Annotated in this window: 7 protein-coding genes and 2 pseudogenes; 3 read left to right on the top strand and 6 right to left on the bottom strand. The window is 65.4% G+C overall.

Translation table 11 applies throughout. The features are described from left to right. Positions 1–4: 4 nt before the first annotated feature. Positions 5–253, bottom strand: a pseudogene (locus tag M3O59_RS04090) (hypothetical protein); the annotation flags it as partial. Here M3O59_RS04090 and M3O59_RS04095 point away from each other — a divergent pair. Then, positions 252–3,023 (top strand): TonB-dependent receptor, encoded by a 2,772-nt coding sequence (locus M3O59_RS04095; RefSeq protein WP_116906933.1) that lies wholly within the window; start codon positions 252–254, stop codon positions 3,021–3,023. The pseudogene M3O59_RS04090 and the gene M3O59_RS04095 sit on opposite strands and share 2 nt — an antisense overlap. Further along, a complete protein-coding gene (locus M3O59_RS04100) occupies positions 3,013–4,599 on the top strand; it encodes a histidine-type phosphatase (protein ID WP_147308599.1) in 1,587 nt (528 codons plus the stop codon). The genes M3O59_RS04095 and M3O59_RS04100 overlap by 11 nt, the downstream gene beginning before the upstream one ends. A gap of 435 nt (positions 4,600–5,034) precedes the next feature. On the opposite strand, the gene metK is transcribed toward M3O59_RS04100, so the two are convergent. Continuing rightward, on the bottom strand, positions 5,035–6,246 hold the full coding sequence (gene metK, locus M3O59_RS04105; protein ID WP_064630915.1) for a methionine adenosyltransferase: 1,212 nt from the start codon (positions 6,244–6,246) through the stop codon (positions 5,035–5,037). A 243-nt stretch (positions 6,247–6,489) separates the two neighbouring features. Here metK and M3O59_RS04110 point away from each other — a divergent pair, with 243 nt between their 5' ends. Then, complete coding sequence (locus M3O59_RS04110; RefSeq protein ID WP_064630917.1) at positions 6,490–7,593, top strand: metal-dependent hydrolase; 1,104 nt, start codon at positions 6,490–6,492, stop codon at positions 7,591–7,593. On the opposite strand, the pseudogene M3O59_RS04115 reads toward M3O59_RS04110, so the two are convergent. From M3O59_RS04115 to M3O59_RS04130, 4 genes and pseudogenes are all read right to left on the bottom strand, one after another. Next, positions 7,587–8,417 (bottom strand): annotated as a pseudogene (locus M3O59_RS04115) (class I SAM-dependent methyltransferase). The gene M3O59_RS04110 and the pseudogene M3O59_RS04115 overlap by 7 nt on opposite strands. 28 nt (positions 8,418–8,445) lie before the next feature. After that, positions 8,446–9,444, bottom strand: coding sequence for a tRNA dihydrouridine synthase DusB (gene dusB / locus M3O59_RS04120; protein ID WP_116906934.1), 999 nt, complete (start codon positions 9,442–9,444; stop codon positions 8,446–8,448). A gap of 606 nt (positions 9,445–10,050) precedes the next feature. After that, positions 10,051–11,007, bottom strand: a complete 957-nt coding sequence (locus tag M3O59_RS04125; protein ID WP_116906721.1) for a ribokinase — start codon at positions 11,005–11,007, stop codon at positions 10,051–10,053. A 90-nt stretch (positions 11,008–11,097) separates the two neighbouring features. Continuing rightward, a complete protein-coding gene (locus M3O59_RS04130) occupies positions 11,098–12,396 on the bottom strand; it encodes a NupC/NupG family nucleoside CNT transporter (RefSeq protein WP_064630923.1) in 1,299 nt (432 codons plus the stop codon). Between the last annotated feature and the right edge of the window lie 355 nt (positions 12,397–12,751).

Below are 12,751 nucleotides of genomic sequence, written 5' to 3' on the forward strand. Positions count from 1 at the left end.
ACATGCGCACATCGTCGAGACGCTCTGCATCCATACGCCAGCGACTATGCCGAATTACGCACATGCTGCGTGCATTTGTCATGTTCGCAAGGCCGGTCACCAAACTGACATGCCGCATCATCACCATGCCCGGCGCCTGCCTGCAGGTGTGATGCAGTTCCGCCACTGCTGGCTGCCTCGCTCTCCCACATTCGTGGTGGCGTTGCCCTGGCCCAAGCACATGGCGCGCTGCTGCATCATCGGAATCCACCATGATCGCTCGTTGTTCGCTGTTGCGTCCTTCCCGTTTGTCGCAGGCGCTGTGTTTGTCGTTGTGCGCACTGTGCGGCCATGCCGCGGCCCAGGCCGCACAGGCCGCCACGCCTGCGCAGGGCGATATGGCCACGCTGGACAAGATCACTGTCGCCGCCACGCGCTACAACGCGACCGACATGCAGATGGCGGCCACCAACACCGTCAACGTGCTGTCGGCCGACGATCTGAAGACCACTGCCGTGCATAACGTGGCCGAAGCGCTGGGCCTGATGCCCGGCGTCAACGTGATCAATACCGGGCAGTCGTACTTCGGCGGCATCGACGGCGCCGCGCGCGGCGAAGGCATGTTTTCCTCGGTGCGCGGCCTCAATGCCGAATACAACGTCAACCTGATCAACGGCATCAACGTTGCACAAGGCATGCCGTACAGCCGCGGCGTGCAACTGAGCCTGCTGCCGCCTTCGGGCCTGCAGACCATCGTGTTGAACAAGACGTCCACCGCCGATATGGACGGTGATGCGATCGGTGGCACCATCGATTACCGCACGCCCAGCGCCTTCGATTCGCCCGATCGCCAGGGCGGCAGCGTGACCTTGAGCGGGCGACTGGAAAGCCGTGCACGCGACTACGGCGATTCCGGGCTGGGCAGCGGCGCAGCCGGCGATTGGCATGCGCGCTTCGGCGATGCCGGGCAGTTCGGCGTGTCGGTCAGTGCGTACTACGACGAGCGCCATTTCGTGAACAGCGAAGTGGCCGGCGCCTCGGCCGCGCGCAGCGACGGGTCCTGGGAGTTCGCACGTGCCGATGCCAGCGGCAATCTGGCAGCCGGCGCCGACCCGCAACAGGTGTTGCAAAGCACCGGCGTCAACATCGGCTATTCGCAGGGCGACACCCGCCGCTACGGTGGCAATGCCGCCTTCGACTGGCGCGTGGACCCCAGCCTGCATGTGTACGCGCGCATGACCTACGCCTTCGCCAAGACCGAGCAGAACACCGGCTACACGCAGTTCGTGCCAGCCAATGTCAGCTTCACCCAGATCGGCACCAGCGGCGCGTATCAGCCGCAGATCGATCGCGTGGCGGTGCGTTACTGGTACGAAACCAATCCCGAAGAAGCCGACCTTGCCACCATCCAGTTCGGTGCGGAAAAACAGCTGGGCCATTGGACATTTGCGCCGAACATCTTTTACGGCACCGGCAATAACGATCGCCCGGACCATGTGGAAATCTCTGCGCGCAACGATCAATACGCCTCGACCAACTTCGCCTACGGCGCCAACCGTTTCATCAGCTACGACGGCGATGGCTTTCCGATCCCGTTGCTCACCCCGGCCATGCAGGCGCAGGCCTCGGATGTGGGCAGCCTGTTCGCGCGCCGCACCGGGCAGATCTCCAAGCAGTTCAGCGGCCAGGACAAGGGGGGCGGCAAGTTCGACGTGGGCTACGACTTCGACGACGGCCTGCTCAGCCGCATTGCCTTCGGCGTGAAGTATGTCGACAGCTCGCGCAGCTTCACCGACCGTGACTGGACCAATGCCAAATACACCGACGGCACCTTGTTGCGCGACACCGGCCTGATCGCGCAGCGCTACGACGCGGTGTATCCCGGGCAATATGCGTTTCCCACCGTGCGCCTGAGCAATGCCGCGCTCAACGATTTGATCGCACGCACGCTCACGCCGGCCAGCTTCGACAGTTGCGGGCAGCTGGCGATCAACAACCTCAACTGCAACACGATGCGCGCCACCGAAGCGGTGAGCGCGGCCTACGCAATGGCGACCTTACGCACTGGCAACTGGGAAATCCTGCCGGGCGTGCGCTTCGAACATACCGCCATCACCAACACCTTCTGGGCGCAGCCGGCTGCCACCGACGGGGCCGAGCAGGTCGGCGCGTTCGCCAACAACCGCACCCGCTACAACGTGGTCCTGCCGAGCGTGTTCGTGAACTACCGGCCCGATGGCGATGGCGCGGTGTATCGCGGTTCGGTGTGGACCAGTTACACGCGCCCGGCATTCGTGCAGCTGGGTGGTGGCCGCTCCACCGATATCTCCAGCGATGGCCAGACCACCATCACCGAAGGCAACCCGGATCTGAAACCAATCAAGTCGCTCAACGTGGATCTGTCGGGCGAATGGCAGAACGACAGCGGCGGTCACGCCATGCTGGCCGGCTATTACAAACGCCTCACCGACTACATCTACGAAAGTGGCTCCGAGGCAGCCAATGCCGGCGAAAGCGGCAGTGCCAGCACCCGTTTCGTGCGTCCGCAAAACGGTGGCGACGGCCGCGTACTGGGCATGGAAGCGGCGGTGCGGCAGGCCTTCCAGGGCCTGCCCGCGCCGCTGGACGGCTTCGGCATCGGTGCCAATGTCACCCGCCAGACCACGCGCGTGGATCTGGGCGAACAAGGCTTCGCACACGAGCGCATCCAGAACGCGCCGAACCTGCTTGCCAACGCGGAGTTGTTCTACGAGAAGGGGCCGTGGTCGGTCAATCTGAGCTATCACTACTCCGGCGAATACGTCTCGGTGTACGACTATCTCAACCAGGGCGCGCATTGGGACAACCTGTGGATCAAGCCGATCACCCGCGTGGACCTGCATGTGGGCTACGCACCAACCGACCACCTGCGCGTGGATCTGTCGGTGGCCAACCTCACCAAGCAGCACAGCTACTGGGCACATGTGGGCCACGATACCGAAGCGGTGTCCGACATCGTCGATTCCGGCATGACCAGCCTGGTGACCGCAAAATATGTGTTCTGATCTCGGGCGATGCGCGTGTAACGACGTCGCAGGCGTGCAGCGGCATGCACCCCTTGCGACGGACGCGCAACAGAATGCAGATGATGCATGTGGTTGCGATGGATCAGGGCAGGGCGCATTGCCACGTGTGCGGTTCGCGGGCGCTAGCAAATCGCCACGGCCCCCCCGCCTCGTAGGCGGCATGCGCAACGCGATGCGGATTGCGGCACGCACCTTGGGCGCAACGCGCAGGCAGTGCGGCAGCACGGTGCCCGTGCCCGGCATCCCGGTGGTATCCGGCGGCGCGCTGAGCCTGCTGGTGGTGGCTGCATTGGTGCTGGGTGGCTGCGTCTCCTCAACACAGCGCGCATCCACCTCTCCCGTTGGCGGCCAATCCACCAGCACCCCAGGCGAGCGGGCAGAAACGGGCACGCCCGCAGCTGCGCAGACCGCACACCTGGAGCGCGTGGTGGTGGTCTTCCGGCATGGCGTGCGCGCACCGCTGCAAGGCGAAGCTGCCGCCGCGCACTATGCCGACCAAGCGTGGCCACACTGGTCCACACCCGCCAGCCTGCTCACCCCGCGGGGTCGCAAAGGCGTGCGCTTGAGCGGCGAGTACCTGCGGCAGTGGTTGGTGCAGCAGGCCCTGCTACCGAACGGCGGGTGCCCGGCGACCGGCAGCGTGTCGGTGTGGGCCAATACCGATCAACGCACCATCGATAGCGGCGCACTGCTGGCCGACGCGCTCGCACCCGGCTGCGGCATCGCCGCCAGGCATCGCGAGGCTGGCAGTGACGATCCGCTGTTTCGACCGATCGAAGCCGGCGCGGTGCCGTTCGATGCGGTCGCAGCGGTCGCATCGATCCAGCAACAGACCGGTGGCCCTGCCGCCTTGCTGCAAGGCCATACCGCCGAACTGCAGGCGCTGCAGCAGATTCTGGGCTGTACGCGGACGCCCTGCGATTTCGCGCGGATGCCTTCCAAATTGACTCCATCAGCCAACGGGCGCGGCCTTGTCTTGGGCGGGCCGATCGACCTGACCTCCGGCACCGGCGAAGTGTTGCTGCTGCAATATGCCGACGGCCTGCCGCTCTCGCAGGTCGGCTGGGGCCGCGCCACCCCCGAGCGGCTGGCGCAGGTGTCGCGCCTGCACGCACTGCTGTTCGACATCTACGCACGGCCGCACTACATGGCCGCACGTTCGGGTGCACCGCTGGCGCGGGAGGTGCTGCAACGGTTCGGCGACGCGCAGGCACCGAAGGTCTCGCTGTTCGTCGGCAGCGACACCCACATCGCCGCACTGAGCAGCCTGCTGGGCGTGCACTTCCATCTGCCCGGCTACGGCGCCGACGACCCGCCTCCGGGCGGTGCGCTGCTGCTTGGTCTATGGCGCCAACCTGACGGAACGCGCGTCGTGCGTGCACGTTACCTGGCGCAATCGCTGGACCAACTGCGCACGCTGGCGCCGCTGGATCTGGCACATCCGCCGCTGCAGCAGGAACTGGCGCTGGAGATCTGCGCGCCCGATCAACGCATGACATGCCCATTGCCGGCGTTTGCGCAGGCGCTGGAAACCCAGTTGATGCTGGATCCATAGGTGCGGCGTGGCGCAGTCGGTTGGACGTCAGTTGCCCTTGCTTGAAGCAGAACAATGTCCAGCAAGCGGGCCTGGCTTCCTTTTCCCCTCGGGAGATTGTCCCCCTTTATGGGGGAGAAGGTGCCCGCAAGGGCGGATGAGGGTACGGGCGAAGCCTCATGGAATTGCGAACGCAGCTTGGCTTCGCCACGTACCCTCACCCCAACCCCCGCTCCCGCAGGAGAGGGGCTTTAGAGCGCTTCGCTCTGACGCCGGGAGAAGGGCTTTGCAGCAATGTGGCAACGCTGTCCCTTCTCCCTTCAGAAAGGTTCGCGCAAGGGCGGATGAGGGTCCGCGCGTAGCCGCGCAAAAATACCAACGCAGCCGCATGAAAACGCAAATGGGCCGCATCAGCGGCCCATTTGCTACCCAGCAACGCTCCGAAGAGCGCGTGGCTTACTTCAGCTTGGCGTCGGCACGCAGGGCGTCGGCGCGGTCGGTCTTTTCCCACGAGAACGCGGTTGCAGTGTGCTGCGCGCCGGTGGCGTCGGTGTAGGTGAAGTCCTTCGGCTTGCGGCCGAAGTGGCCGTAAGACGCGGTCTGCTGATACATCGGGTGGATCAGGTCGAGCATCTGGATGATGCCGAACGGACGCAGGTCGAAATGCTTGCGGATCAGCTTTTCGATCTGCTCGTCGGCGATCTTGCCGGTGCCGAAGGTGGTCACCGAAATCGAGGTCGGCTCGGCCACGCCGATGGCGTAGGAGACCTGCACTTCGCAACGGTCGGCCAGGCCCGCGGCCACCACGTTCTTGGCCACATAACGCGCCGCATACGCTGCCGAACGATCGACCTTGGACGGATCCTTGCCCGAGAACGCACCGCCACCGTGACGCGCCCAGCCGCCGTAGGTGTCGACGATGATCTTGCGACCGGTCAGGCCGCAATCGCCCACCGGGCCGCCGATCACGAACTTGCCGGTCGGGTTGATGTGGAACTTGGTGCCCTTGTGCAGCCACTTGGCCGGCAGCACCGGCTTGAGGATTTCCTCGCGCACGGCTTCGACCAGATCCTTCTGCTTGATGCCCGGGTCGTGCTGGGTCGACAGCACCACCGCATCGATCGCGGTCGCCACGCCGTCTTCATAGCGCAGGGTCACCTGCGACTTGGCGTCCGGACGCAGCCAGGACAGCGCCGAGTTCTTCTTCTTGCGGATCTTGGCCTGCTGCTCGACCAGGCGGTGCGCCAGGTGGATCGCGGCCGGCATGAAGCTGTCGGTTTCGTTGGTGGCATAGCCGAACATCAGGCCCTGGTCGCCAGCACCCTGCTGCTCGGGGTTCTTGCGGTCCACGCCCTGGTTGATGTCCGGCGACTGCTTGCCGATCAGGTTGAGCACGCCGCAGGTCTCGCCGTCGAAGCCGACGTCGGAGCTGTTGTAGCCGATGTCCAGGATCACCTTGCGGGTCAACGCTTCCAGGTCGATCCAGGCACTGGTGGTCACTTCGCCGGCCACGATCGCCACGCCCGTCTTGACCATCGTCTCGCATGCCACGCGGGCGCGCTTGTCCTGGGCCAGGATGGCGTCCAGCACTGCGTCGGAGATCTGGTCGGCGATCTTGTCCGGATGGCCTTCGGAGACCGATTCGGAGGTGAACAGGTAGCTGGACATCAGGCTTATATCCCTTAATTCGGATGAAAAGATGGGTGCGGATGATACACGCCCCGTGTGTCGGTTGCATTGTGCGCCTGAATGGACCGCTTTAGGGTTAAGCCGAGGTCGGCGCCCCGGCCGCATGCACTGCCCGGTGCGTTGCCGCGGCGATTAACTGCCCGGTGACGGAGCGATGCCGGCCGGCCGAATGCGGTGTCTAACATCCACGTCAGTGCATGGCCGGCCTGCTAGCATCGGCCGATGGATTCATTGACCCAGATCGTTCTTGGCGGCGCCATCGCTGCCGCCATCGCGCCGCCCGGACAGCGGCGTGCCGCCTTGTTGGCCGGCGCGGCACTGGGCACCTTGCCCGACCTCGACTCGCTGGCGTTGCTGCCGCTGACCGACGATCCGGTCACCCTGATGACCGTGCACCGCAGCGTCAGCCACTCGTTGTTCGTGCTGCCGCTCGTAGGCTGGTTGATCTGGTGGCTGTTCCGCCGCTACGGCAACGGGCGGGTGGCCAGCGCACCCACGCGCTGGTTCTTGGCCATCCAGCTGGCACTGATCACCCATCCGCTGCTGGATGCCTTCACCGTTTACGGCACCCAGCTATGGTGGCCGCTGCAGCCGCACCCGACGATGTGGTCGAGCGTCTTCATCATCGACCCGGCCTACACGTTATGGCTGTTGCTGGCCTGCGCGGTGGCGTGGTTTGCGCGCGCGCGCCCCTTTGCGCAACACGTGTTGGTGATCGGGTTGGTGGCGAGCACCGCGTATCTGGGCTGGTCGCTGATCGCCAAGCAGCTGGTCGACCGCGAAGCCGATCGTGCGCTGGCAGCGATGGGTCTGGCCGATGCGCCACGCTTCTCGGTGCCGATGCCGCTCAACACCTTGCTGTGGCGCGTGGTGGCGATGACGCCCAACGGCTATGTCATCGGCGAGCGCTCGCTGGTGGCCGACAGCGGCCCGATGCAATTCCGCGGGTTTTCCAGCAATACCCAGGCCTTGGGCGAAGTGGCCGGGTTCGATGCGGTGCGCCGGCTGACCTGGTTCAATCGCGGTTTCATGCGTGCACGCCTGGTCGACGACGATCTGATGCTCAGCGACCTGCGCATGGGCCTGGAGCCGGACTACAACTTCAATTTCGTGGTCGCCCATCGCGATGACGGGCAATGGCAGCCGATCGTGCCGCGGCAGGTGCAGGCGGCGTATCGCGCGCCGGTGGCGCGCGACCAGATCGGCGCGGTGCTGGCGCAGATGTGGCAGCGCATCTGGCGCGAGCCCAGGAGCACCGTGTTGACCGGCGATCTGGAACACGCCGGCAGCACGCCGGTCGCTGCACCCGCCTCGGCGACTCAGTAGACCGTGGCGCGTGCCTGCACGAACGAATAGAAGAACACCGCGTTCGGGTCGCCTTGCACCTGCGCCAACTCGCGGCGCATGCCATCCACGATGGCTGCGTCCACCGCGCCGGCCTGCAACAACTGGTCGGCTGCCGACAGCAGCACTTCTTCCCAGAACGCGATCATGGTCTTGCGCCGGCCCGGTTCGCGGTTGTCCAGATGCAGCGTCTTGATCTGCGTCTGCACATCGCGGAAGCCGCCGGCCAGCAGCAGGTTGCCCAGCCTGGCACCGACGAACGGGTCGCCGCCCTGGTCGTACTGGAAGTCGTTGAACGCCATCCAGTAACGCCACAGGTTGGGCGAATACGGATGCAACAGGAACGAGGCATTCATCACAACGGTCACGTACACCGGCGCGCCGGGCGGCAACACACGCCGCACGTCGTTGAGCACGCGTGCAGGCGAGGGCACGTGTTCGAGCACCCAGCGCAGAAAGGCCGCATCGAACTGGCGCGCCTCGAACGGCAGGTCGCCCGCATCCGCCTGCTGTAGCGTCTAACGCGCGCGGCACCACGCCAGGAGGCGTTGGAGATTTGCCCACGCCGCGCCCAGCTGCGCCTCGCTCAGGTCCGCGCCGGTGACGTGCAGGTCGGGAAACCGCCGCAGCAGGATCTGGGTCTGCGCACCGACACCGCTGCCCACTTCCAGCAGGCGCCGCGCGCCGCCGTAATCGATCTGGTTGAACAATGTGGGCTCCAGCAAGCACGCCTGTTTGAGCAGGCGCGCCTGTTCGGTGGCCGAAAATCCGTGCAGACAGGTCGGGGTGTCGCCTGGTGCACTCATGCGTGCGGCTCCAGCAATGCAGAAAAACTCAGGCAGCGTCCGACAATGCGGGCGGCACGCCGGCGATCAAGGCGTCGAAGTAATCGCGCGTCAGCGCCAACTGCGCTTCCGGCGTTTCGGCACGGTTGACCACCGCACGGAAGTCCGCGCTTTGCGGGTGATCCTTGGCATACCAACCCAGGTGCTTGCGCGCGATGCGCACGCCCTGCGGTTGGCCGTAGAACGCATGCAGCGCGTCCAGGTGGCCGAGCAGGGTGTCGCGCACGAAGGCCAGCGATGGCGGCGGCAATACCGCGCCGGTGGCCAGAAAATGCGCCACTTCGCCAAAGATCCACGGACGTCCCTGCGCCGCGCGCCCGATCATCACGGCATCCGCACCGGTCTCACGCAGCACCTGCGCGGCCTTGTGCGGCGAATCGATATCGCCATTGGCGACCACCGGAATCTGCAACGCAGCCTTGATCTGCGCGATGGTCGCGTACTCGGCGCTGCCGGTGTAATGCTGGTCGCGGGTGCGCCCATGCACGGCCAGCGCGGCGATGCCGCAATCCTGTGCAATGCGCGCGATGGCCGGCCCGTTGCGGTGATCGCAATCCCACCCGGTGCGAATCTTCAACGTCACCGGCACGTTCACCGCCTGCACCACTGCAGTGAGGATGCGCGCCACCAGGTCTTCATCGCGCATCAGCGCCGAGCCGGCCCAGGCATTGCACACTTTCTTGGCCGGGCAGCCCATGTTGATGTCGATCAACTGCGCGCCGTGGTCGACGTTGTAACGCGCCGCCTCGGCCAGTTGCTGCGGCTCGGTGCCGGCGATCTGCACACTGATCGGGTCCGGTTCGCCGGCATGGTCCATGCGGTGCAGCGACTTGCGCGTGCCCCAGAAGCGCGGATCGGAGATGGTCATCTCCGACACCGCCAAGCCCGCGCCCAGCCGCTTGCACAGCAGCCGGAACGGCTTGTCGGTGACGCCCGCCATCGGAGCGAGGATCACCTTGGGGGCGATGGAGTAGGGGCCGATCTGCATGGCGGCATTGTAGCTGGGTGGGGAATGGGGAAGCGGGAAGCGGGAAGCGGGAAGCGGGAAGCGGGAAGCGGGAAGCGGGAAGCGTTTCCGGCCTTTCCTGCGCGGTTGCTGTGCGGTCGCACGACTTGATGGAACGAGGGCGGCGGCGAACATGTTGGCTGGCCGTACCCTCACCCCAACCCCTCTCCCGCGGGGAGAGGGGCTTATAGTCCTTCTCTCCGCGGAACTGGGAGACCAGCTTCTGGTCCTTCTCCGCGTCGGGGATAGGAGAGGGGCTTTTGGTCCCTCACCACTCGGGAGTGGAAGAGCGGCTTCTATCCTTCTCCCGTCGGGAGAAGGTGGCGCGTCAGCGCCGGATGAGGGTACGGGCGCCCGACGCTGCATCACGCCTCGCTCCTTGCATCACGCCTGATTCCTACCCCAACGCGTTTCGATAAAGAAACCCGAAGTTCCGGCAGCAACAGAGCTCGCAGCGTCCGTCGGCAGGCAAGGTTCAACATGCCGTCCGTGGCGCAAAACAATCTCTAACGTCCACACCAAACCCCTAAACGCAAAAGGCGACCGCATCGCTGCGGTCGCCTTCGTTGGTCGCTTGACGCGTGTGGCTTACGCCGCCACGTCAGGCACCATGCGCGGCATCGAGGTGGCGGCGCCTTCCATTTCGGTGGAGCGTGCGGCGTAGCGGATGGCAAAGCGTACGTGGGTGATGAAGCTGGCGTTTGGCGACTGCGCCAGCGAGGCCACCAACGCGCCGTTGAAGGCATCGCCGGCACCGGTGGTATCCACCGTCTGCGCGCTCTCCGCACCCACGCGGTAATGCGCTGCGGTGTCGCCGCGCAGCTGTTCTTCGGCATGCGAAATGAAGGCGCCCACCGCGCCTAGCGTCACCACCACGGTGCCGCCCGGCAGCAGCTTGCGGCACAGCGAGTGCAGCGTGTTGCCATCCAGCGCTGCAACATCGTCGGCGTTGATGCGCTCGCCGACATGGCGGCCGAGCAGCGCGGCGAATTCGGTTTCGTTCGGCGTCAACACGTCCGACAGCTTGAGCAGACCGATCGAGGTCGGTGCATTGGCCGGCGCAGCGTTGAGCACGGTCAACACGCCGCACTCGCGTGCGAGCGCCAGTGCGGATTCGATGGTTTCCGCCGGCGATTCCAGCTGCGCCAGCAGCACCCGCGCCGATGCCACCAGCGCGCGCTGGTTGTCGATAAAGCCCGCACTCAGCACCGAATTGGCACCGGCACCGATCACGATGGTGTTGCGGCCGTGGCCGTCGACATAGATGCCACCGGTGCCGGTGGGTTCATTGCTGGGCTCGGCGATCAACGCAAAGCCATCCTGCGCGGCCAGCGAACGCGCCAGCGCACCGCCGGCGTCGTCGCCCAGCGCGCACAGAAAATGCGTCCTGGCGCCGGCACGTGCGGCCGCAACCGCCTGATTGAAGCCCTTGCCACCCGGACCGGTGCTGTAGCGCCCGGCGATGGTGGCGCCCGGCGCAGGCAAGGCATCGCAGCGCCACACGTGATCGACATTGAAGGACCCGACAACGACGACCGAACTCATAAATACCCTTGCGTGAATGACTGACTTGAATGACTGGATGAAACGCGGCGTGTAGCGATTAGACCGTCACACCGATGAACCCGCGCCGCCTCAACCGAAATGCGAGAGTACGCCGGCAATGGTAGCGGTCATGAAGGTGGCGATCGAACCGCCCAGCACCGCACGCAGGCCGAACTTGGCCAGATCGTGACGGCGTTCCGGCGCCAGCCCGCCAATCCCGCCGATCTGGATCGCGATCGAGCTGAAATTGGCGAAGCCGCACAGGGCATACGTGGCAATCAGGCGACCTTCGGCGCTCAGGCCCACGCCCGGCACTTCGCCCTTCACGATGCGTGACAACTCGCTGTAAGCGACGAACTCGTTGATCACCACTTTCTGTCCGATCAACGACCCCACCGTGGTCGCATCCACCCACGGGGTACCGATCACCCAGGCGATCGGCGCCAGCACGTAGCCGAAGATCGTCGACAGGTTGGTCGGGCGGCCCAGCAGCGCAGCGGCGCCGGTGATCTCGCCCAGCCAGGTCAGCGGCGCGTTGATCAGTGCGATCAGCGCGATGAAGGCCAGCAGCATCGCGCCGATGTTCAGCGCCAGCCGCAAGCCATCGCCGGCGCCGGCCGCGGCCGCATCGATGACGTTGCTGGTGGTTTTTTCCACTTCCATCTTGACCGTGCCACGGGTCAGCGGCGTACCGGTTTCCGGCACCAGCAGCTTGGCGACCACCAGGGTGGCAGGCGCTGCCATGATGCTGGCGGCCAACAGATGCTTGGCATAAAACGCCTGCTGCGCCGGATCGCTGCCGCCGAGCATGCCCACGTACGCAGCCAGCACGCCGCCGGCGATATGCGCCATGCCGCCGATCATCATCGTCAGCAACTCGGACTGGGTCATCTTGGGGATGTACGGGCGTACCGTCAGCGGCGCTTCGGTCTGGCCGATGAACACGCTGGCGCACACGCTGGTGGTTTCCGCACCGGACACGCGCATCACCTTGGTGATCGCCCACGCCATCGCACGCACCACCACCTGCATCACGCCCAGGTGGTAGAGCACGCCCATCAGCGCCGAGAAGAAGATGATGGTGGGCAGCACCTGGAACGCAAAAATGAAGCCGTAGCTGTCGATGTTCATCAGGTTGCCGAAAATGAAGGTGGAGCCTTCATTGACGAAACTCAGCACCTTGACGAAACCCTTGCCCAGCGAGTCGAACACGTCGCGCCCGCCCGGCACCAGCAGCACCAGTGCGGCGAACGAGATCTGCAGGGCCAGACCGGTGGCGACCAGCTTCCAGTCGATCGCGCGGCGGTTGCTCGAAAACACCCAGGTGATGCCGATGAGCACCGCCAGACCGAACAGGCCGAAACCGATCCTTCCCAAACCTTCGACCATTCCAATCCCCGGAGCTGCTGACGGCAAAACGGGAAGCCTAGAGCAGGGGGTGACAGGGGGCAAGGCGAGTGGCATTCAGACGCTGTCGGTTGGCCCGCAGCCGAGATGCGGCGGGCACCGGTCGTGCCGTGGTAGCGAGCCGGTGGGCTGCGCTTGCGCAAAGTGGGTGGCCCCAGCGCCGGCAGCGTGGCGGCAGCCAGCGCCGGGGGCGAACGCGATCCGTGCCCCACACTCCGCGTTGTTTCGCTGACCGATGAAATCCGGTCGCGCTTGTACGCGTACCGATGCGGCATCCGGATCGCCACAGCGTCGGCCCGTAGCGGCGGCCCCGCACGTTCAAGTTCGCAGACACGAA

Source organism: Xanthomonas nasturtii, from assembly GCF_023337365.3.
Lineage (GTDB): Bacteria > Pseudomonadota > Gammaproteobacteria > Xanthomonadales > Xanthomonadaceae > Xanthomonas > Xanthomonas nasturtii.